22 protein-coding genes are annotated in these 21449 nt (G+C 70.8%); 14 read left to right on the forward strand and 8 right to left on the reverse strand.

Features of this window, described 5'->3' with window-relative positions; translation table 11 throughout:
* The 6 genes from tnpA to AB0H86_RS32940 all read left to right on the forward strand — a co-directional run.
* Positions 1–289, forward strand: a 289-nt coding sequence (tnpA, locus tag AB0H86_RS32915) for an IS200/IS605 family transposase (protein ID WP_362447149.1), incomplete at its 5' end; no start/stop codon positions are given.
* Between the two features lie 453 nt (positions 290–742).
* Positions 743–1153 carry a VOC family protein gene (locus tag AB0H86_RS32920; RefSeq protein WP_362447152.1) on the forward strand — a complete coding sequence of 137 codons (411 nt, stop codon included), beginning with the start codon at positions 743–745 and terminating at the stop codon, positions 1151–1153.
* A gap of 95 nt (positions 1154–1248) precedes the next feature.
* Entirely contained in the window at positions 1249–1653 is a 405-nt protein-coding gene (locus tag AB0H86_RS32925; RefSeq protein WP_362447154.1) for a hypothetical protein, read from the forward strand.
* A complete protein-coding gene (locus AB0H86_RS32930; RefSeq protein WP_362447156.1) occupies positions 1650–2234 on the forward strand; it encodes a DCC1-like thiol-disulfide oxidoreductase family protein in 585 nt (194 codons plus the stop codon). The genes AB0H86_RS32925 and AB0H86_RS32930 overlap by 4 nt, the downstream gene beginning before the upstream one ends.
* Before the next feature lie 11 nt (positions 2235–2245).
* Positions 2246–2992, forward strand: coding sequence for a TetR family transcriptional regulator (locus AB0H86_RS32935; RefSeq protein ID WP_362447159.1), 747 nt, complete (start codon positions 2246–2248; stop codon positions 2990–2992).
* A 91-nt stretch (positions 2993–3083) separates the two neighbouring features.
* Positions 3084–3692: a Uma2 family endonuclease gene (locus tag AB0H86_RS32940; RefSeq protein WP_362447162.1), complete on the forward strand. Its 609-nt coding sequence runs from the start codon at positions 3084–3086 to the stop codon at positions 3690–3692.
* Here the strand turns inward: AB0H86_RS32940 and AB0H86_RS32945 are convergent.
* Complete coding sequence (locus AB0H86_RS32945) at positions 3685–6123, reverse strand: MMPL family transporter (protein ID WP_362447611.1); 2439 nt, start codon at positions 6121–6123, stop codon at positions 3685–3687. The genes AB0H86_RS32940 and AB0H86_RS32945 overlap by 8 nt on opposite strands.
* A gap of 165 nt (positions 6124–6288) precedes the next feature.
* On the opposite strand from AB0H86_RS32945, the gene AB0H86_RS32950 reads away from it, so the two are divergent.
* Positions 6289–6978: a response regulator transcription factor gene (locus AB0H86_RS32950; RefSeq protein WP_362447165.1), complete on the forward strand. Its 690-nt coding sequence runs from the start codon at positions 6289–6291 to the stop codon at positions 6976–6978.
* A gap of 17 nt (positions 6979–6995) precedes the next feature.
* On the forward strand, positions 6996–8471 hold the full coding sequence (locus AB0H86_RS32955; RefSeq protein WP_362447168.1) for a HAMP domain-containing sensor histidine kinase: 1476 nt from the start codon (positions 6996–6998) through the stop codon (positions 8469–8471).
* Between the two features lie 29 nt (positions 8472–8500).
* Here AB0H86_RS32955 and AB0H86_RS32960 read toward each other — a convergent pair whose 3' ends face one another.
* The 4 genes from AB0H86_RS32960 to AB0H86_RS32975 all read right to left on the reverse strand — a co-directional run bounded on the left by AB0H86_RS32960 (position 8501) and on the right by AB0H86_RS32975 (position 12335).
* Positions 8501–8902, reverse strand: coding sequence for an ATP-binding protein (locus AB0H86_RS32960; RefSeq protein ID WP_362447171.1), 402 nt, complete (start codon positions 8900–8902; stop codon positions 8501–8503).
* A 96-nt stretch (positions 8903–8998) separates the two neighbouring features.
* Positions 8999–10555 (reverse strand): ABC transporter substrate-binding protein, encoded by a 1557-nt coding sequence (locus AB0H86_RS32965; protein ID WP_362447174.1) that lies wholly within the window; start codon positions 10553–10555, stop codon positions 8999–9001.
* 199 nt (positions 10556–10754) lie between these two features.
* Positions 10755–12056 (reverse strand): metallophosphoesterase, encoded by a 1302-nt coding sequence (locus AB0H86_RS32970; RefSeq protein WP_362447177.1) that lies wholly within the window; start codon positions 12054–12056, stop codon positions 10755–10757.
* A gap of 39 nt (positions 12057–12095) precedes the next feature.
* Positions 12096–12335, reverse strand: a complete 240-nt coding sequence (locus AB0H86_RS32975; RefSeq protein ID WP_362447180.1) for a hypothetical protein — start codon at positions 12333–12335, stop codon at positions 12096–12098.
* 91 nt (positions 12336–12426) lie between these two features.
* Here AB0H86_RS32975 and AB0H86_RS32980 point away from each other — a divergent pair, with 91 nt between their 5' ends.
* Complete coding sequence (locus AB0H86_RS32980) at positions 12427–13785, forward strand: D-alanyl-D-alanine carboxypeptidase (RefSeq protein WP_362447182.1); 1359 nt, start codon at positions 12427–12429, stop codon at positions 13783–13785.
* On the opposite strand, the gene AB0H86_RS32985 is transcribed toward AB0H86_RS32980, so the two are convergent.
* Complete coding sequence (locus tag AB0H86_RS32985; RefSeq protein ID WP_362447185.1) at positions 13733–14641, reverse strand: YihY/virulence factor BrkB family protein; 909 nt, start codon at positions 14639–14641, stop codon at positions 13733–13735. The two genes, AB0H86_RS32980 and AB0H86_RS32985, sit on opposite strands and share 53 nt — an antisense overlap.
* 261 nt (positions 14642–14902) lie before the next feature.
* On the opposite strand from AB0H86_RS32985, the gene AB0H86_RS32990 reads away from it, so the two are divergent.
* Entirely contained in the window at positions 14903–16258 is a 1356-nt protein-coding gene (locus AB0H86_RS32990) for an FAD-binding oxidoreductase (protein WP_362447188.1), read from the forward strand.
* Positions 16259–16360: 102 nt separating this feature from the next.
* Entirely contained in the window at positions 16361–17116 is a 756-nt protein-coding gene (locus tag AB0H86_RS32995; RefSeq protein ID WP_362447191.1) for a decaprenylphospho-beta-D-erythro-pentofuranosid-2-ulose 2-reductase, read from the forward strand.
* A 27-nt stretch (positions 17117–17143) separates the two neighbouring features.
* Here AB0H86_RS32995 and AB0H86_RS33000 read toward each other — a convergent pair whose 3' ends face one another.
* Entirely contained in the window at positions 17144–17728 is a 585-nt protein-coding gene (locus AB0H86_RS33000; RefSeq protein WP_362447194.1) for a 2'-5' RNA ligase family protein, read from the reverse strand.
* Between the two features lie 151 nt (positions 17729–17879).
* The gene (gene trpS / locus AB0H86_RS33005; protein WP_362447197.1) at positions 17880–18890 is read right to left on the reverse strand and encodes a tryptophan--tRNA ligase; all 1011 of its coding nucleotides are present in this window, start codon (positions 18888–18890) and stop codon (positions 17880–17882) included.
* Positions 18891–19089: 199 nt separating this feature from the next.
* Here trpS and AB0H86_RS33010 point away from each other — a divergent pair, with 199 nt between their 5' ends.
* The 3 genes from AB0H86_RS33010 to AB0H86_RS33020 all read left to right on the forward strand — a co-directional run bounded on the left by AB0H86_RS33010 (position 19090) and on the right by AB0H86_RS33020 (position 21435).
* The gene (locus tag AB0H86_RS33010) at positions 19090–19650 is read left to right on the forward strand and encodes an RNA polymerase sigma factor (protein WP_362447200.1); all 561 of its coding nucleotides are present in this window, start codon (positions 19090–19092) and stop codon (positions 19648–19650) included.
* A gap of 88 nt (positions 19651–19738) precedes the next feature.
* Positions 19739–20590 (forward strand): hypothetical protein, encoded by an 852-nt coding sequence (locus tag AB0H86_RS33015; protein WP_362447613.1) that lies wholly within the window; start codon positions 19739–19741, stop codon positions 20588–20590.
* A 185-nt stretch (positions 20591–20775) separates the two neighbouring features.
* Entirely contained in the window at positions 20776–21435 is a 660-nt protein-coding gene (locus AB0H86_RS33020; protein ID WP_362447203.1) for a hypothetical protein, read from the forward strand.
* Positions 21436–21449: the final 14 nt, after the last annotated feature.

The raw sequence follows: 21449 nt of genomic DNA on the forward strand, positions 1-21449 counted from the left end.
CATGCGGTCGGTGTGCGCGGACTTCGAGTGCGAGCTGGTGGAATGCAACGGCGAGAACAACCACGTCCACCTGCTGGTGAACTTCCCGCCCAAGGCCCCCGTCACCAAGCTGGTCAACTCCCTCAAGGGCGTCTCCTCACGCCGCCTGCGCCAAGAGTTCCCCGACCTCGTACGCCACTACTGGCGGGCCAACAAGCTATGGTCGGGCTCCTACTTCGCCGGAACTGTCGGCGGCGCCCCGCTCACCGTGGTCAGGCAGTACATCGAGCAGCAGAACCGGCCGGTGTGAACACAGCCCGGCTTCGCCGGGACCAGCGATCACGGCGCTCCGCGCCGCGAATATGCCCACGCCGTGTCCGGCTCCGCGGAACCAGACACGGCGACGCTCCCCGTCACAACCATCAGATTCGCCTCACCACCGGGCTGAAGCCCGATGCACTGCGAATGAACCCCGGTAGCGGCGCTCGTTCCATCCAGGCAGCAAGGGCCCGCTGTCGGGGTCCGGTACGGAGATCATCGGCAAGTCGACCTACTGGCCGACACGTATCGCCATCGGGTGAGAGAAGGGGGCACCCACACGCCGGGCGCCCGTGCGCTCACCCGTGCCTCAAGTGGCCGAGGGCCGTCGGACGACTGATCCGACGGCCCTCGGCCGCTTCGCCGCTGCCCCCGACGAGTGACCTTGCCGCGTCTCCCGGTCAGCCCCCACGCGTGCCCGGTGATTCGTACCTAATGTGACGACATGTCAGACAACGAATCGTACGAGCTGCTCGGTTTCGACAACATCCTGCTCCCCGTCGGAGACCTCGCCGATGCCGTCCGCTTCTACGAGCGGGCCGGGTTCGTGGTGGGGTTTCGGTTCGACGAGGGCGGGATCGCGTTGCTGAAGGTCGGGGGCGAGACACCCGGGATCCTGTTGCGCCAGGAGGAGGGGCTCGGGCAGCGTCCGCCGGCCTGGCCCTCCGCGCGCGTGTGGCTGGAGGTGCCGGACGCCCGGGTGGCCGCGCGGGAGTTGACCGGCGCAGGGATCGACCTGCTCGACGAGCCGTTCTCCGTGGCGACCGGATGGACCGTCGAGATCGCCGACCCCTGGGGGAACGTCCTCGGCTTCACGGACTACAGCAAACGGCCGACGCTCGGGCGCAGAGCGTGACGTACGCCCCATCCCCAGTGAGTTGAACGTGTTCAAAAGCAGGTCTAGAGTCTGTCCTGTCAGCGTTTTGAACGCGTTCAAGAAGGGATGGGGCAATGGACCGCACCGTCGTCGCCTACGTCATCTACCTGGTCGTCAGCATCGCGCTGACCATCTGGGTGGCCCGGACTCTCAGCCGGAACGGGCGGGTCTTCCTCGCCGACGTGCTGCAGGGGAACGAGAAGCTCGCCGACGCCGTCAACCATCTGCTGGTGGTCGGCTTCTACCTCGTCAACCTCGGGTTCGTCGCGCTCTACCTGAGCGGGGACGCGACCATAGAGGACACGCGCGGCATCTTCGAGGCCCTGTCGACCAAGCTGGGCGTGGTGCTGCTGGTGCTCGGGGTCATGCATCTGGCCAACGTGTACGTGCTCAACCGGATCCGGCGCCGGAGTGTGATGGAGCGGGAGCAGGTGCCGCCCGTCGCGCCGCAGGGCTGGGTCGGGACGCAGGGCGCGTGACCACCGTGGCCACCATCGAGGACCGGGGCGCCACGCGCGTCCCGGTCCGCCGGCTCACCGTCCTGTACGACGCCCAGTGCGCCCTGTGCGGCTTCCTGCGCGACTGGCTCGTACGGCAACCGCAGTTGGTACCTCTGGAGCTGGTGCCGGCCGGGTCGCAGGAGGCCCGGCGGCGCTTCCCCGGGCTCGATCACCGGGCCACCCTCGACGAGATCACCGTCGTCGGTGACGCGGGGCAGGTGTACCGGGACACCGCCGCCTGGATCGTCACGCTGTGGGCCCTGCGCGAGCACCGGGCACTGGCGCACCGGCTGAGCACCCGGTCGGGGGCCCGGCTTGCCAGGGGTGCGGTGCTCGCCGCCGCCAAGTGGCGTGCCGGCCAGCAGGGCAGGGGCAGCGGCAGGGGCAGCGGCAGCGGTCAGTGGGGATACGGCGGCAGGTGGGGCGGGGCCGTGTACCGCCGTGCGGACGGGTGGACGTACGACCCCGGCCAGGGATGGACGTACAACCCGCCCGGACGCGGCGCCGGCCAGGGCCAGACCCCACCGGTCTGCGACAGCGGTACCTGTCCCACTGGTTAGGCTCTCTTCCGATGCCTGCGAACCATGACAGCCCCGACGAGGGCGGTACCCCGAGCAAGTCCGAGCAGACCCGCGCGCTGATCCTGGAGACGGCGATGCGGCTGTTCCAGGAGCGGGGCTACGACAAGACGACCATGCGGGCCATCGCCCAGGAGGCCGGGGTCTCCGTCGGCAACGCGTACTACTACTTCGCGGGCAAGGAGCACCTGATCCAGGGCTTCTACGACCGGATCGCCGCCGAGCACCAGGCGGCGGTCCGGGATGTCCTGGCCCGGGAGACCGACCTGGAGGCCCGGCTCGGGGGCGTGCTGAAGGTGTGGCTGGACATCGCCACGCCGTACCACGAATTCGCGGTGCAGTTCTTCAAGAACGCCGCCGATCCGGACAGTCCGCTCAGCCCCTTCTCCCCCGAGTCGGAGCACGCGCGCGTGGCGGCGATCAGCGTCCATCGGCAGGTGCTGGCCGGGGCCACGAAAACGAAGGTTCCGGAAGAACTGCGGGACATGCTCCCCGAGTTGATGTGGCTCGCCCAGATGGGGCTCGTGCTGTACTGGATCTTCGATCGGACCGAGGGACGGGAGCGGAGCTACCGGCTCGCCGAGCGGGGTGCCCGGCTCACCGCGCGGGGCGTGTCGCTCGCCCGGTTCCGGGTGCTGCGGCCGCTCGTACGGGAGGTGCACGAGCTGTTCACGGACTTCCTGCCGGGGATGACGAAGGCGATGCCGGATCCGGGGGCGAGCAAGGGGCGGGCGGAGTGATCCACGATCGGGTGATGGGACTCGAACGGGACACCTGGGACTCGCCCGCCATACGATGATTTCCTCGACAGCAGCCCACAGGAGGCACGCGATGTCTGCAGCATCCGTCGAGCGTCCCCATGACGACCGTCCGCTGATTGCGGAGGCGAACCGGATCATGGACCGCCTTCCGGGGTATCGCGTCGAGATCATCGGAGGCCTGATCATCGTGTCCCCGCCCCCCGACGGTGCTCACGCCCGCGCACTGTCCAGGATGAGGCGTCCTTTCGTCGCGGCCGGGCTGGACGGCGACGAAACCGAAGTGCTTGAAGGGATCGGGCTGTGGCTTCCCGCGGGGGCCGAAGACTTCGCGATCCCCGACCTCGCGGTTGTGGATGCCGACTTCGAGGATCACCTGGTCGAGAACAACTGCTATGACCCGATCGCCTTCCGGCTGGTCCTGGAAGTGACCTCCAGCAACTACCAGAACGACCTCCGCACCAAGGTCGCGGCGTACGCCCAGGCGAAGCTCCCCGTCTATGTCATCGTCGACCGCAGACACCAACGCCTCCACGTCCTCACCGACCCCACCGGGGACAACTACGCGAACCACCGCGTCCACGCCCCCGGCGAGATCATCGCACTGCCCGACTCGATCGGTGCCAAGGTCACCATCGATGTCGACGAGGTCCTGAAGGCCGGTCGGCCCAGAACTAATTGACCGCGTCCACCTCCCCCTCCGCCAGGTCCACGTCATGCACCACCGGACCGTCCTCGACGACCACCTGACGGGCCCGGGAGGCGTACGACGGCGCCGACGTCGTCACCAGATACGTCCCCGGCGCCGGGACCGAGACGATGTACGAGCCGTCGGCAAGCGACACGACCCGGTCCACCTGGCGTCCGCCCTTCGACAGCAGGGTGACGGCCGCGCCCGCGATCGGGTCGCCGTCGGCCGTACGGACGAAGCCGTGGACAGCCGAGGAGTGGTCGGCGGAGGACGGGCCGGCCGAGGAGGGGCCCTCCGCCTGGCTCTCGGAGGAGGCCGCCCCCGTCTCCTCCTTGGGCTCCACCGCCAGATGCGGCAGCCGCTTCTCCAGCCAGGCCGGCAGCCACCAGTTGGAGTTGCCGAGCAGGTGCATCGCGGCCGGCACCAGTGCCGTACGCAGGATGAACGCGTCCAGCGCCACCGCCGCGGCCAGGCCCACGCCCGCCATCGCCGCCCCCGCGTCGCCGCTGAGCACGAACGCCATGAAGACGCAGACCATGATCAGGGCCGCGGAGTTGATGACGCGGCTGGTCTCGGCCAGACCGACGCGTACCGCACGGGCGTTGTCCTTGGTGTTGACCCACTCCTCGTGCATTCGGCTGACCAGGAACACCTGGTAGTCCATCGAGAGGCCGAAGAGCAGGGACAGCATGATGACCGGCAGGAAGGCGTTGATCGGGCCCTCCTTGCCCAGGCCGAGGAGGTCGAGGCCCCAGCCCCACTGGAAGATCGCGACGAGGACACCGAAGGAGGCGGCGGCCGCGATCAGGTTCATCAGGGCGGCCGTCAGCGGAACCACCACGGAGCGGAAGGCGACCAGCAGCAGCAGGAAGCCCAGGCCGATGATCGTGGCGATGAAGAGCGGCAGGCGGTCTCCCGTCACCGTCGCGAAGTCCTTCGACACCGCCGTGACGCCGCCGACGTGGGCCCGCACCCCCGCCTTCGGGATCACCTCGTCCCGCAGGGTGTCGATGACCTGGTCCGTCTCCTCGGACTGCGGTGACGTGGTCGGGACGACCTGGATCACCGTCACCCCCCGCGCGGACGGCAGCGCGGCGACCTGGGCGACCCCCTTCGTGTCCTCGATGCCCTTGACCAGCGTGGCGGTGTCGCCGCCGTCCACGACCACCTGGAGCGGGCCGTTGAAGCCGGGCCCGAAGCCCTCGGCGAGCAGGTCGTACGCCTTCCTCGTGGTTGTCGACGCGTCGTCGTTGCCCTGGTCGGTGGCGCCCAGGCGCAGCGACAGCACCGGCAGCGCGAGTACGGCCATGACGACCAGGGCGATCGCGGCGATCCTGCGCGGGCGCTTCTGCACGCCCGTCGACCAGCGGGCCGAGAGCCCGCTCGCCCGGTCCGGTTCGGGCCCGGTCGCGGCGAGCCGGCGCCGCTGGCGGCGGCTGAGCACCCGGGAGCCGAGGAAGCCGAGCAGGGCCGGCAGCAGGGTCGTGGCGGCCAGGACGCTCAGCACCACGGTCAGCGAGGTGCCGATGACGACACCGTCAAGGAAGCGCAGGTTCGTCACCAGCATCCCGGCGAGCGCGATGCACACCGTGCCGCCCGCGAACAGCACGGCCCGGCCGGAGGTGTTGAGGGCGGTGACCGCCGACTCCTCCGGGTCCATGCCGCGCAGGATGCCCTTGCGGTGCCGGGTGACGATGAACAGGGCGTAGTCGATGCCGACGCCCAGCCCGATCAGGGTGGCGAGCAGCGGGGCCAGGTCGGGGATGTCCGTGACATGGCTGAGCAGCTGCGTGGAGAACATGCCCGTGCCGACGCCGAAGACCGCGACGGCGAGCGGCAGCAGCATCGCGAAGAGCGAGCCGAAGGCCAGGAACAGGACGACGGCCGCCGCCAGGATGCCGATCATCTCTGCGAGGCCGGTGGGCGGTTCCTGCACCCGCTGGATCGCCTGGCCGCCCAACTCGACTTGCAGCCCGGCGCGTTCGGCGCGCTGCGCGGTGTCGACGACGTCCTCCACCAGCTCCTTCGGTACGGCGTTCGCCTGGTCGGCGAAGGTGATCTGGGCGTAGGCGATCCGCCCGTCGCCGCTGATCTGGGCCGCGCCCGCGGCGTAGGGGCTGGTGACCCCGCCGACGCCCTTCATGCCGGCGATCTCGTCGAGCGCGGGCTGGACACGGGACCGTACCGCCTGGTCCCTCACCGACCCCTCGTCGACCTTCCACACCACCGTGTCGGTGTCGCCCGCGCTCTCCGGGAAGGCCTTCTCCATCAGGTCGTACGCGCGCTTGGAGTCCGTGTTCGGGAGGGAGAAGACGTTCGCGTAGTCCGTGCCCGCCGTAGAGGCCGAAAAGCCCAGGCCGAACAACGCTCCCACCCACAGCAACAGGACCACCAGCCGGTGCCGATAGCACCACCGTGCCAATGCCGCCACGTTCAACAGCTCCTCAGTCGATCGGTTGGTCCCCCAGGTCCTGCGCAACAGAATTGGCGGCGCCACGCGCGCGTGGGGGCGTCCCGCCATGACTCTCAAGGAACTCCAAAGCACCGAACCCGCGCGGTTGTCAGTGCCCCCGCCGATACTGGGGGCATGACGACGGGTCCAGGCACCGTGCTGGTCGTGGAGGACGAGGAGAGCATCGCCGACGTGCTCGCCATCGCCCTGCGCTACCACCGCTTCGAGGTCATGACGGCGGGCACGGTCCGCGAGGCGCTCACGCTCGCCGCGCGCACCTGCCCGGACGCCGCGCTGCTCGACGTGATGCTCCCGGACGGCGACGGCCGTGCCCTGGGCCGTCAGCTGCGCGCCGAGCGGCCCGACCTGGCGGTCGTCTTCCTCACCGCCCGCGACTCGCCCGCCGAGATAGTCGGCGCCCTCGGCTACGGCGACGACTACATCACCAAGCCGTTCAACATCGACGAGGTCGTCGCGCGGATCACGGCCGTGCTGCGCCGGACCCGGCCGGCCGACGTCCTGCCGCAGCGGCCGCCCCTGCGCTACGGCGACCTGGAGCTGGACGACACGACGTACTCGGTGCACCGCGCGGGCCGCTCCGTCGAGCTCACCCCCACCGAGTACGCGCTGCTGCGTTTCCTGGTGCGCAACGGCGGCCGGATCGTGCCCAAGGAGCAGCTCCTGCGCCATGTCTGGCAGTACGAGCACACCCCGGCCGAGTCGACCGTCGTCGAGACGTACATCAGCTATCTGCGGCGCAAGCTCGACGTGCTGGGACCGCCGGTGATCACCACCCGGCGGGGCGTGGGATACGGGCTGGCGTGATCTTCCCGAAGTGGCGAGTGAGCCTCCCGAGGCCGCCCGGCATCCGCACCGGGGTCCGCCGCAAGCGCGGCATCCACTCCCTGCGCGGCAAGCTGACGCTGGCGAATGTGGCGTTGCTCGCGCTCGGGATCGTCGCCGCGACCGCCGTGAGCGTGATGGGCATGCGGTACTACCTGCTCGACCAGATCGACACCGAGCTCGCCAAGACCCGTGACTCGCTGGGCGGTTCGCAGCTCACCCTGCGGCAGATCGACTCGCTGAGCGTGCTGGGTTTCGTCCACGACCGGCTCGCCCCGCAGGCCGGGGACGAGCAGCCGAGGCCGGACTCGATCTTCGCCGCCGTCGACAGCCGGGGCGAGCCCGTCGGCATCCTCGGGTTCAAGCCGACCGACGCCCAGCGCGGCCTGGCGGACGCCGTCGCCGACCAGCGCCAGATCGTCGAGGATCCCGAGCCGCACGATGTCTCGCTGCACGGCGCCCCCTACCGGGTGACCGGGACCCGGCTCGCCGACGGCACGCGGATCCTGCTCGCGACCTCCACCGACGCCCTCCACAAGGGCGTCGCCAAGGCTCTCAAGCTCGATCTGACCATCGGCACCCTGCTGCTCGCGCTGCTGGCCTGTCTGACGATGTTCAGCGTCCGCAGACGGATGCGGCCGCTGGAGGACATGGTGGAGACCTCGTCCGCGATCGCCGACGGGGACCTGACCCGGCGCGTGCCCTCCAGCCACCATCCGACGCAGGAGGTCGAACAGCTCCGCCTCGCCCTCAACTCCATGCTCCACCAGGTGGAGTCGGCGTACCGCACACGCGAGGACAGCGCGGCCCAGCTGCGCCGCTTCGTCGCCGACGCCTCGCACGAGCTGCGCACCCCGCTGTCCGCGATACGCGGCTACCTCCAGCTGTACGACCAGGGGATGCTGTCCGACCGGGGCGAGCGCAAGCGGGCCTGGGGCCGGATGATGGCGGAGGCCGATCGCATGAGCCGGCTCGTCGACGAGCTGCTCACCCTCGCCCGTCTCGACCAGCGGCCCGAACTCCGCTTCCGGAACGTGGACGTGAGCCGTCTGGTGCGGGACGCGGCCGAGGACCTTCGGGTGCAGCAGCCCGACCGGCCCATCACGGTCGACGCCGACGGCTCCCTGCTGGTGCGCGCCGACGAGTCCGGGCTGCGGCAGGTGCTGGGCAACCTGGTCGCCAACGTGCGCACCCACACGCCCGCGGACGTGCCGGTGCGGCTCGGTGTGGCGCGGGCGGACGGGGTCGTACGGCTGTGTGTCGCCGACAAGGGGCCGGGGCTCGGCCCGGCGGACTCGGCCCGGGTCTTCGACCGGTTCTTCCGGGCCGGCGGCGGCGCGGGCAGCGGTCTCGGCCTGGCGATCGTGCAGGGGGTGGTGCGGGCGCACAGCGGCGAGGTGGCGGTGCGGACGGCACCGGGCGAGGGGCTGACGGTGACGGTGACGCTACCGGCGGGGACGCCGGGACCGCCGTAGACCTGCGCGCATTCGTTCCCCGGTGGGCGTCATGGGGTGGCCTGCACCAGGGCCCAAACCGTCTTGCCGTGGCGGCCCCTGCTCCACACACCCCAGGCGGCGGAGACGTTCTCGACCACGTGCAGGCCGCGGCCGGCCTCCGCCGACTCGTCGACCGCCCGCAGCCGGGGCTCCGGCCCGCCGTCGTCGGAGACCTCGATGAGGGCCGAGCCGTCGGCCAGGGCGGTCACCGCCACCTCGAACTCCCGCTCCTGGAACGGCCCGTGGCGTATGACGTTGGTCGCCAGCTCGGACACCAGCAGCACCGCGTCGGCCAGCGCCTCGTCGTCCGGCCCGTGCCCCCAGTCGGTCAGATGGTCCCGGACCCGGCGTCGGGCCAGACCGACGGACGCCGGGTGCCTGGGCAGCCGGAACGAGTTGCGCCTCAACACGTTTACTCCTCACCCCGCACACGCCATCGTCACATCGTCCTGTGTGGGGATGCTGCCCGGTGTCACTCGGGCGAATGTCCGTGCCGCGAGATCGCGTCAGATCCAGGTGAGGCGCCAGAGGCGGAAGACCCCGGTGCCGTCCGACAGGTACTGCCCGCCGCCGACGGCCTCGCTGGTGACGACGTACTCCTTGGCCTGCCACAGCGGAATCACCGGCACGTCGGCCGCAACGGTCTGCTGAAGCTCGCTGAAGTCCTCACTCGCTTCGCCGCGGTCGGCGTACCGTCGGCTGTCCCGGATCAGCCGGTCGACGGTCTTGCTGCTGTAGCCGGTGTTCATCGAGCCGCCGGTGCCGACGAGCGGGGAACCGAAGGTGTCCGGGTCGGGATAGTCGGCCACCCAGCCGACCGCGTACGCGTCCAGCTTGCCGCTCGCCCAGCGCTCCTGGAAGTCGGTCCACTCGTAGCCCTTGACGGTGACCTTGAACAGGCCGCTCGCCTCCAGCTCCCGTTTGATCTCCGCGGCCTCCTCGGCGGCGGCACCGCGGCCGATGCCATAGCCGTAGGTGAAGCGGACCGGCAGGGTCACCCCGGCCCGGGTGAGCAGCTCCCGGGCCTTGTCGGTGTCCTGCTTGGGGTAGAGGTCGAAGAACGACGTGGTGTGGCCGGTGATGCCGGTCGGGATCAGCGAGTAGAGCGGGTCGACGGTGCCGTCGTACACCGTGGCGGCCAGCCGGTCGCGGTCGATCAGCCAGGCCATGGCCTGCCGGACCCGGGGGTCGTGCAGCGGTGAGCGGGCGCGGGTGTTGAGGTACAGGTTGCGGGTCTCGGAGCTGTCGACCTCGGAGACGCGCTGGGTCGGGTCGCTGGCGTTCAGTGCCGACAGGACCTCCGGCGGCAACTGCCGGGTGGCGACGTCGATCCGCTTCGCCTTCCAGGCGGCGTCGAGCTTCTCGCCGTCGGCGAAGTAGCGCAGCTCCACGGGCCGGCCGGTGCTCTTGAGGGCGCCCTCGTAGTGGCCGTTGGGCGCGAGGACCGCCTTCTTGCCCTTCGTGTACGTCGTCAGCTCGTACGGTCCGGTGCCGTCGACTCCGGTGTCGCCGCGCAGGCCGTCCGCCGGGTACTTGGTGCGGTCGACGATCGAGCCGGCTCCGGTGGCGACCTTGAAGGGGAAGGTCGCGTCGGGCGAGGACAGGTGGAAGGTGACGGTCCGGCCGCTCGCGGTCACCGACTCGAGGGTGTCGAGGAGGGAGGCGGGGCCGACCGGCGAGTTGATCCTCTTGACCCGGTCGAAGGAGTACTTCACGTCCTCGGCGGTGACCTCGCGGCCGCTGGGGAAGGTGAGGCCCTCGCGCAGTTCGCAGCGGTAGGTGCGCAGGTCGTTGCCGACGAAGGCACAGTGGTCGGCCGCGTCCGGGACGGGCGAGGCACCGCCCGGCTCGAAGGTCAGCAGCGACTGGAAGACATTGCTGAACACGGCCCAGGAGCCGGCGTCGTAGGCGCCGGCCGGGTCGAGCGAGGTGACGGAGTCACTGGTACCGACCAGGATGGCCCGGCTCTCGCCGGAGTCGTCCGGCAGCAACTGCCAGCCGCCCACTCCGACGCCCGCCAGCACGAGCAGCGTCGCCAGGATCCATATGCGAACCGACCGCATCGGTGTGCCCTCCCCAGGCCCTTCGCGGGCCCTCGGCGGGCCACAGCGCATATGCCACTCCCCGATGACGGAGGTCACATAATCACAGGTGTTTCACCCGGGGGAAGGGGGGTTTGTTCGAGTTGAGCAAGAACTTACGCAAGCGGGTTTCGACCAGGTTTCACCGCGCGCTCACAGGTCGCCCGCCGGTCCCTCTCGCTCAGGCCTGCCGCGAGGCCAGTTCGATCACCGTGATGTCGGACTCCGCGCCGACCCGGGTCGGCGGGCCCCAGGCACCGGCGCCGCGGCTGACGTACAGCTGCGTGTCGCCGTAGCGCTCCAGACCGGCGACGGTCGGGTTCGCGGCCGCCGCGATGAGGTTGCCGGGCCAGAGCTGGCCGCCGTGGGTGTGGCCGGAGAGCTGGAGGTCGACGCCGTGCTCGACGGCGTCGTGGATCTGGACCGGCTGGTGGGCGAGGAGCACGCACGCGCGTGCCGTGTCCCGGTCGCCGAGCGCCTTGGCGAAGTCGGGACCCTGCCCCTCGCTCTCGCCCGCCACGTCGTTGACGCCCGCGAGGTCGAAGTGGGCCAGTTCGGTCCGGTCGTTCTCCAGCGGGCGCAGGCCCAGCCGGCGGACCTCCTCGACCCACTGCTCGGCGCCGGAGAAGTACTCGTGGTTGCCGGTGACGAAGTACGCCCCGTGGCGGGCCTTCAGCTGGGACAGGGGCGCCGCCGCCGGGCCCAGGTCCTTCACGCTGCCGTCCACCAGGTCGCCGACGACCGCGATCAGGTCGGGCTGGGTGCCGTTGATCGTGTCGACGACCCGCTGGGCGAAGCCCCGGCCCAGGACCGGGCCCAGATGGATGTCGCTGACCACCGCGATCCGGTAACCGTGCGCCGCGCGCGGCAGTTTGGCCAGCGGCACGGTGACCCGCTTGACCGTGGGGCCGTTCAGGACCCCGTAGGTGCCGTGGCCGACGGTTCCGAGGGCGGCCACGGCGGCGCCGCCGCCGACCACTCGGGAGACGAAGAGACGGCGGGAGGGGAGGGCCGGCGCCGGCGCGGGGGACGCGGGCTGGGGATCCTGCTCGGGGCCCTGTTCGGTCTCCTGCTCCGGCAGGGACGCCGCCCCCGCCGGGACCGACTGCAGCTCCGGGACCGGCTCGGGCTCCGGCTGTCGTACGGCCGTCCCGGCGCCCGCCCGCCGCTCCAGGAACCGTCGCAGCAGCGGCCGTACGACCTCACCCACCGCCACTGCCAGCAGCAGGTAGATCGACAGCGCCATCCACAGGAAGCCCGGCCAGGCCAGGGTGCGCTGGAGCCAGAAGGGCGCGCCGGTGCGCTCGGCGACGAGGGCCGTGATCGCGAGCACCCAGCCGCCCGCGATCAGCACCGCGCCCGCGCGGCGCACCGGGCCGGGGGCCCGGGTCGTGTCGCGGAACAGCCGTCTCCACAGGTACCAGTTGGCCGTCACCAGGACGGCCAGGACGACCAGGAGAAGCAGTACGAAAAGTATGACCACGGTGTTGTGTCCCCCGTAGTGGGCGGTCGGCCCGGTCGGTTATGACGTACGGCGCAGTGCGCGCACCCCGCGCAACCCGATGCCGCCGACGACCGTCCCCAATACGAAGGAGACGACGGCGAGCGTCAGGTGCACCCAGAAGTACGCCGTGGCGTGGCCGTCGTCGAACGCGAGCCCGCTGCTGTCCTTGACCAGGTTTTTGACGAAAGTGACCCAGATGACCCAGCTCCACACCCCGAAGGCGAGCAGGAACCAGGAGACGGGGCGGCTGAGCTTCATGCGTCCAGTATCGCCGCCCGGTGTCCGGTTCCATGCCCGGGGTGGGGAGGGGGGCGGGACTTCACGCCCCGTGCCATGTACGTTCCTCACCGTGCCCGCACCCAAGAAGACCGCCAGGCGATCCCTGCTGGTCACCACCGCAGTCCTGTCGTCCCTCGCGCTGACCGCGCCCCTGTCGTACGCGGCGCCCAGCCCGTCCCCCAGTGACAGTCCTTCGGGCAGTCCGTCGGGCAGTCCCTCGGGCAGTCCGTCCGGGAGCCCGTCGGCCACTCCCCCGGCGGGGATGTCGTCCGTCGGTGGCGAACGCCTCGGCCAGGCCGGGACACAGGTGAATCTGGCGAGTGGGGTTCCGGTCCTGCCCAAGGACCTGACCGCGCGCTCGTGGATCGTCTCCGACGCGGAGTCCGGAGATGTGCTGGCCGCACACAACGCGCACTGGCGGCTTCCTCCGGCGAGCACCCTGAAGATGCTGTTCGCGGACACGGTCCTGCCGAAGTTCCCGAAGACCGAGAAGCACAAGGTCGTCCCCACCGACCTGGCCGGCATCGGTTCCGGCTCCAGCCTGGTCGGGATAAAGGAGAACGAGACGTACACCGTCCACGACCTGTGGCTCGGTGTCTTCCTGCGCTCCGGCAACGACGCCGTGCACGTGCTGTCGCAGATGAACGGCGGCATCGACACCACCGTCGACCAGATGAACGCGCACGCCGAGGAGCTCCAGGCCCTCGACACGGACGTGATCAGCCCCGACGGCTACGACGCCCCGGGTCAGGTCTCCTCCGCGTACGACCTGACGCTGTTCGCCCGCTCCGGACTGCAGAAGAAGGACTTCCGCGAGTACTGCTCGACGGTCAGCGCGAAGTTCCCGGGCCAGACGACGAAGGCCAAGAAGGGCAAGAACAAGGGCAGGACGACCCGGGAGTCCTTCGAGATCCAGAACACCAACCGGCTGCTGTCCGGCGACTCCGACGTCTCCGTCTACCCGGGTATCGCGGGCGTCAAGAACGGCAACACCACCAACGCGGGCGCCACCTTCACCGGGGTCGCCGAGCGGGGCGGCAAGGTGCTGCTGGTCACGGTCATGAATCCGGAGAAGAGCGAGCACAACGAGGTCTACAAGGAGACCTCCAAGCTGTTCGACTGGGGCTTCAAGGCGGTCGGCAAGGTGCAGCCGGTGGGTGAGCTGGTGCCGCCGAGGGGCTCGGCGGGGTCGAGCGCGCAGCCGGGCACGGGCGCCTCCGGGCAGGCCGGGGGCGGCGAGAACGGCGGTGCTTCGTCGCAGGCTTCCTCGAAGCCGGTGGCGAGTGCCACGGCCGGGGGCGGATCGGGCGGCATGGGGATCGCGCTGTCGATCGCCGGCGGGGTGCTGGTGCTGCTCGCGGGCGCGGCGTTCCTGGTCAACCGCCGCTGGCCGCTTCCCGATCTGGTACGTCGTCGGACTCGTCCGTGAGTTCGTCCTCCTTGCTCCGCGTCGCCGTCCACGCGGCGCAGAACAGCACCAGCTTCGACGTGAAGTTGATCCACAGCAGCAGGGCGACGGGCACCCCGAACGCGCCGTACATGCTCTTCGCCGCCACGCCCTGCATATAGCCGCTCAGCAGCAGCTTCAGCAGCTCGAAGCCGACCGCGCCGGTCAGCGCCGCCACGAAGAGGCGGCGCCGCTTCGGCTCGACACCGGGCAGCATCGTGAGGACGTAGAGGAGCAGCAGGAAGTCCGCGAGTACGGCGACCAGGAACGCGGCGATCCGCAGCAGGACGCTGCCCCAGCCGGCCTTGTCGATGCCCAGTTGGTCGGTTGTCCAGCCGATCATCGCGGAGGCGATGGTGGAGACGACGAGCGTGGCCAGCACGGCGCCGCCGAGCCCGAGGAGGATCCCGGTGTCCTTGGCCTTGCGCAGGACCGGGTTCTCCTCCTCGTCGGGCAGCTCCCATACCGCCCGCAGGCACTCGCGCATCGAACCGGCCCAGGTGATGCCGGTGAACAGCAGGACGGCGCCCGCGATGAGGCCGACGGTGCCGGCGTTCTGGACCAGGCCCTCGATGGTGAGCTGGTCGGATATGCCGGGCACCTGGGCGGTGATCTTGTCCTGGAGGTCGTTCTGCTGGCCCTCGCTGAGCGTGGCGGCGGCGATCGCGGCGGCCACGGTGAGCACGGGGAAGAGCGCGACGAAGCTGGTGAAGGTCATCGCGGCGGCCAGCCGGGTCCACTTCACCCGGTCCAGCCGCTCGTACGACCGCCACGCGTGGGTGGTCATCAGGCGCGCGATCAGCGGCCCGACGACGGGGAGCTTCTTCAGCCAGTCCATGATCCCGACTCTGCCCTGGCCAGTTCATGATCCAACTCCCGCCCGGACGCGGAAGACAAATGTCCTAGTACCCCAGAAACGCAGAACAGTGGCGAGCACCATGGCCGATTCCGCCCGGGACAGGGCTCGCGCGCCACCTGCTCATGCCCACTTCACCGGGACTCCGGCAATATTGAGCGACATCCCATTAATCACCCATTTTGGGGAGGGCTGGGATGTTTCAAAACTAATCGTCCACATAGGGGCGATACGGTCGCGCACATGTCTGCCGACACTGTTTCCGTCACCGGCTGGGGCCGCACCGCTCCCACCGCCGCCCGTCTGATCCGCCCACGGACGTACGAGGAGGCCGCGGCCGCCGTCCGGAACTGCGGGGCGCGCGGGGGCATTCCGAGGGGCCTGGGGCGGGCGTACGGGGACGCGGCGCAGAACGCGGGCGGCGCGGTGTTCGACATGACAGGCCTGGACCGCGTCCACGTGATCGACGCGGGCAGCGGGATCGTGCTGTGCGACGCGGGCGTCTCCCTGCACCGGCTGATGGAAGTGCTGCTGCCACTCGGCTGGTTCGTGCCGGTGACGCCCGGCACGCGGTACGTCACCGTCGGCGGGGCGATCGGCGCGGACATCCACGGCAAGAACCACCACGTGTCGGGCTCCTTCTCCCGGCACGTCCTGTCACTGGAACTGCTCACCGCCGACGGCGAGGTCCGCACGGTCGGACGCGGCACGCCCCTGTTCGACGCGACCACCGGCGGCATGGGCCTGACCGGCGTGATCCTCACCGCGACCTTCCAACTCCAGCGGGTCGAGACCTCGCTGATGTCGGTCGACACCGAGCGGGCACGGGACCTCGACGACCTGATGGCGCGCCTGACGGCCACCGACCACCGCTACCGCTACTCGGTCGCCTGGATCGACCTCCTGGCGCGCGGCACGGCGACGGGCCGCGCGGTGCTGACCCGCGGCGACCACGCGCCCCTGGAGGCGCTGCCGAGCGTCGCCCGCGCGCGGAGGCAGCCGCTGGCCTTCCGCCCCGCCCGGCTCCCGGCCGCCCCCGCCTTCCTCCCCGAGGGCCTCCTCAGCCGGACGACCGTCGGCCTCTTCAACGAACTCTGGTACCGCAAGGCCCCCCGCGCGCGTACCGGCGAACTCCAGCGGTTCTCCACCTTCTTCCACCCCCTCGACGGGGTTCCGCACTGGAACCGGATCTACGGCCGCGGCGGCTTCGTGCAGTACCAGTTCGTCGTCGGCCACGGCCAGGAGGACGCCGTACGCCGGATCGTGCGCCGTGTCTCCGAGCGCCGCTGCCCGTCCTTCCTCGCCGTCCTCAAGCGCTTCGGGCACGCCGATCCGGGCTGGCTGTCCTTCCCCGTACCGGGGTGGACGCTGGCCCTGGACATCCCGGCGGGGCTGCCCGGCCTCGGCGCCTTCCTCGACGAACTGGACGAGGAGGTGGCCACGGCCGGCGGGCGGGTCTATCTCGCCAAGGACTCCCGGCTGCGGCCCGAACTCCTCGCCGCGATGTACCCGCGGCTGGACGACTTCCGGGCACTGCGCGCGGAGTTGGACCCGCGCGCGGTGTTCACCTCGGACCTGTCCCGGCGCCTCGCCCTCTAGCCCTCAACTCGCCGGCCCTCCAACTCTCCACCCCTCCAGCCCACCAACTCCCCAGCCCTCCGGGCTTCTTCCCCCGGCATCGGGCAACCTCTAGGAGCTGTCGTGAAGGACGCCTTCGGCATTCCCCAGTCCCTGCTCGTCCTGGGCGGTACGTCGGAGATCGCGCTGGCGACCGCGCGCCGGCTGATCGCCCGCCGTACCCGTACGGTGTGGCTGGCCGGGCGCCCGACGCCCGCCCTGGAGGCGGCCGCCTCGGAACTGCGCGCCCTGGGAGCGGACGTGCACACCGTCGTCTTCGACGCGCTCGACCCCGACTCCCACGAGGTCGCGCTCGGCAAGGTGTTCGCCGAGGGCGACATCGACATGGCGCTGTTCGCCTTCGGGATCCTCGGCGACCAGGCCCACGACGAGCGCGATCCGGCCGGTGCGGTGCGCGTCGCGCAGACCAACTACACGGGCGCGGTCTCGGCGGGACTGGTGACCGCGAGCGCGTTGCAGGCCCAGGGCCACGGCTCGCTCGTCGTGCTCTCCTCCGCGGCCGGGGAGCGCGCCCGCCGCACCAACTTCATCTACGGCTCCAGCAAGGCCGGCCTGGACGCCTTCACACAGGGCCTGGGCGACGCGCTGCACGGCACGGGCGTGCACGTCATGGTCGTACGCCCCGGATTCGTGCGGTCGAAGATGACCGCGGGCCTTCCGGAGGCGCCCCTGGCCACGACCCCCGAAGCCGTCGCGACGGCCGTCGAACTGGGGCTGCGGCGGCGCTCGGAGACGGTGTGGGTGCCGGGCATGCTGCGGGTGGTTATGTCGGCGCTGCGGCACATGCCGCGGACGGTGTTCCGGCGGCTGCCGCTGTAACCAGAGGTACAGCGGCTGTAACTGTGGTTACAGCTGGCCGGTGGGCAGGGAGCCGCGCGCCGCATGGGCCGCCTGCGGGGGCACGATCGCGCCTCGGAAGGTGAACTCGCGCAGCTTGCGCCACACGCCGTCGGCGCCCTGTTCGTAGAGCGCGAAGCCGGTGCAGGGCCACTGGGCCTGGTAGTCGGCGAGCTCCTCGTAGGCCCGGTCCATGGCCTCGTCCTCGATGCCGTGCGCCACCGTGACGTGCGGGTGATACGGGAACTGCAGTTCGCGTGCCACGGGGCCGGAGGCGTCCCGGACCTGCTTCTGCAGCCAGGTGCAGGCCTCGGCGCCTTCGGCCACCTGGACGTAGACCACGGGCGACAGGGGCCGGAAGGTCCCGGTGCCGGACAGCCGCATCGGGAAGGGGCGCCCGGCGGCCGCGACCTCGCCGAGGTGGGTCTCGATCGCGGGCAGCAGCGACGCCTCGACCTCGGTCGGCGGCAACAGGGTGACGTGCGTGGGGATGCCGTGAGCCGCGGCGTCGCCGAAGCCCGCACGCCGCTCCTGGAGCTGGCTGCCGTGGGGCTCCGGGACCGCGATCGACACGCCGATCGTTACGGTCCCCACGTCATCTCCTGTCGTCGTGTCGGCATGGTCCGTGTCGGTTTTGTTCTCAGCCGTCCGACTGTCGACTGTACGGCCACGGCCGTGTTGTCGGCAGGCGCAGTCGTAGTGATGTGCAGCGCTCTGCCCGGTGGTACGCGTGCGCGCCGGCCCCTCAGTGCTTGGCGGGCAGGAATCCGACCCGCTCATAGGCCTGCGACAGCGTCTCCGCGGCGACGGCGCGCGCCTTCTCCGCACCCTTCGCCAGGATCGAGTCGAGCGTCTCCGGGTCGTCCAGGTACTGCTGGGTGCGCTCCCGGAACGGCGTCACGAAGTCGACCATGATCTCGGCGAGGTCCGTCTTGAGCGCACCGTAGCCCTTGCCGACGTACTTCTCCTCCAGTTCGGCGATACCCGCCCCGGTGAGCGTCGAGTAGATGCTGAGCAGGTTGCTCACACCCGGCTTGTTCTCCCGGTCGAAACGGATCACGGTGTCGGTGTCGGTGACCGCGCTCTTGACCTTCTTCGCGGTGGTCTTGGGGTCGTCGAGGAGGTTGATGAGGCCCTTCGGCGTCGACGCCGACTTGCTCATCTTGATCGACGGGTCCTGAAGATCGTAGATCTTCGACGTCTCCCTGAGAATGTACGGCTTGGGGACGGTGAAGGTCGCGCCGAAGCGGCCGTTGAAGCGCTCGGCGAGGTCGCGGGTGAGCTCGATGTGCTGGCGCTGGTCCTCGCCGACGGGGACCTCGTGGGCCTGGTACAGCAGGATGTCCGCGACCTGGAGGATCGGGTACGTGAACAGGCCGACGCTGGCGCGGTCGGCGCCCTGCTTGGCGGACTTGTCCTTGAACTGGGTCATGCGGGACGCCTCGCCGAAGCCGGTGAGGCAGTTCATGACCCAGGCCAGCTGGGTGTGCTCGGGGACGTGGCTCTGGACGAAGAGCGTGCAGCGCTCCGGGTCGAGACCGGCCGCGAGGAGCTGGGCGACGGCCAGCCTGGTGTTCGCGCGCAGGTCCGCGGGGTCTTGCGGCATCGTGATCGCGTGCAGGTCGACGACCATGTAGAACGCGTCGTGCGACTCCTGCAGGGCCACCCACTGGCGGACGGCGCCGAGGTAGTTGCCGAGGTGGAACGAGCCCGCGGTGGGCTGGATTCCGGAGAGCACTCGCGGGCGACGCTGCATGGCGGAGCCATTCCCCTGCGGGTCTGTGTGGGCGACGTGTGGGCGATCAGAAGCCATGCTCACCATTCTCTCAGGTGTCGGGGGCCGATCCGGAACTGGTCGGAAACAGAAGTGACACAGGTGGGAACCGATCCGCCGCGAGCGGTGTACCAATCGTGTGAGGACGCGGGAGGGGGGCCGCATCGTCGATGAGGCCGCGGTGATCGCACGCGTACGCGCCGGAGAGCCGGAGGCGTACGCGGAGCTGGTGCGGGCCCATACGGGCATCGCGCTCAGGGCGGCCGCCGCACTCGGGGCGGGAGCGGACGCGGAGGACGTGGTGCAGCAGGCCTTCGTCAAGGCGTACTGCGCGCTGGGCCGGTTCCAGGACGGCGCGTCGTTCAAGCCGTGGCTGCTGTCGATCGTGGCCAACGAGACGAGGAACACAGTGCGGACAGCGGCGCGTCAGCGCACGCTCGCCGGGCGTGAGGCGGCGTTCGCGGAGGCCGAGCCGCTGATACCGGAATCGGCGGACCCGGCGGTGGCCACGCTGGAGACGGAGCGCCGGGCGGCCCTGCTGGCCGCCCTGGAGAAGCTGAGCGAGGAGCACCGACTGGTCGTCACCTACCGCTATCTGCTGGAGATGGACGAGTCGGAGACGGCCCTGGCCCTGGGCTGGCCCCGGGGCACGGTGAAGTCCCGGCTCAACCGCGCACTGCGCAGGCTGGGCCGCCTGCTGCCGGATTTCCAGCCTCGGGAAGGGGGTGACGAGCGTGAGTGAGGAGCCGGAGCGGAGAGGAGAGCGGGCGCGGGAGCGGGGTGCGTACGGCGGTGAGGCCGCCGGTGCCGAGGGTGCCGGTGCCTCCCGGCTGCCGGAGGAGTTGCGGGCGCTGGGGAGGTCGCTGGATCCGGCCGGGGCCGCCGGGTCGGAGTCGATGGTCGAGCGGGTGCTGGCGCAGATAATCGCCGAGCGGATCCCGGCGCCGGTGGCCGAACCGCCGAGGGCGGGGGCCGGTGAGCGGCTGCGCGCGGCCCGGCGCTGGACGCGGGCGCGATGGCGCTCACTGACCGCGACGCTGTGCGGACTGCTGGCGATCCTCGCGCTCACGCCTCCGGTGCGGGCGGCGGTCCTCGACTGGTTCGACTTCGGCGGGGTCGAGGTGCGGTACGACCCGTCGGCGGTGCCGTCCGCCGGTGCGGAGGTGCCCGGCTGCGGGCGGTCGCTGTCCTTCGCGCAGGCCGAGCGCCGGGCCGGGTTCGCGCCGCTGGTCCCGCGGACACTGGGCCTGCCGGACGCGGTGACGGTGACCGGCGAACCGCGGGGCCGGTTCGTGATGAGCCTGTGCTGGCATGAGCGGGGGCGGACGATCCGGCTGGACGAGTTCGCGGCGAGCCTGGACATCACGTTCACGAAGACCGTGCGCGAGCAGCCGGAGTGGGTGGAGCTGGGTACCGAGCCCTCCACGACCGGCATGAGTGACCTCGCGCTGTGGTTCCCCCGGCCGCATGTGCTGAGTTTCTGGCTGGTGGGTGCGGACGGGGGCCGTTATACGCGCGAGGAGCGGACGGCGGGGCCGACGTTGCTGTGGACCCATGGCGGCGCGGGCGGACCGGACGTGACGCTCAGGCTTGAGGGGGTGGCCCCGAAGTCGCGGGTGACGGACATCGCGAAGTCCGTCGGCGTCTGGCCTCCGACGTCCCCGGAGAAGTCGCCGAAATAGTGCGCGCGGGGTGGGAACCCCGGCGGATCGGGCGGTGTACCAGAAGTGACACGCGGCCCGCGGCGGGCCGCACGGACGGACACGCTGGGGGCGGGATGCACGGGTGGAGGAGCAGGAGCAGCAGCGAAAGCCGGAGCAGGGGCCGGGGTCGCGAACTGGCGGCGCTGATCGGGTCGTTGGCGGTGATGACGGCGCTGATGGTGTGGGGCGCGTCGTCCGCCTCGGCCGGGGGGCCGACGAGTGTCCTGGTGACGTCTCCGGCGAGCGGAGAGGCCCACGCGCTGTACTACTCCGACGAGGGGTACGGAGAGCTGGAGCAGCTGCTCGGAGCTGCCGGCCGGGGCACCCCGGACCAGCCTCCCGAGGCTGGTCTGGCAGAGGCCCGTCAGATCAATGTGACATGGCTGGCGCACGACATATCGCCGTGGCGGCTGGACCGGGTCTTTCCTGTCGAGTCCGGTGCCGGGGCCGTCTGGATCCACACCGCGGCCAATATGCCCGACACCCCGAACGGCTACTGGCACCGCGCCGAGCACCCGGCCCAGCTGCGCGACCTGCTCAGCAAGCTCGGCGTGATGGGCAAGGTCTCGGGCGAGGGCTACACGGGCATCTTCCCGGCGCCCTGGCAGTCGGAGGCTCCGCCCGCGGCCACTCCCGACACGGAGACGGCCGGGCTGCGGACAGGCGCACCGGTGGCGTCCGACGACACCGACTGGTGGTGGGCACTGCCCGGCGCTGCGGGCGGGGCGGGGCTGGCACTGGTTCTGCGGCGGCCGGCCCTTCGGGTGCCTTGGAACCGGGTGCAGCGGGAGTCGGGGCCCAGGCAGGAGCTGCGGGATCTGTGAGGTCGGGCGCGTTG

The organism is Streptomyces sp. NPDC050997, assembly GCF_040660135.1.
Taxonomy (GTDB): Bacteria; Actinomycetota; Actinomycetes; order Streptomycetales; family Streptomycetaceae; genus Streptomyces.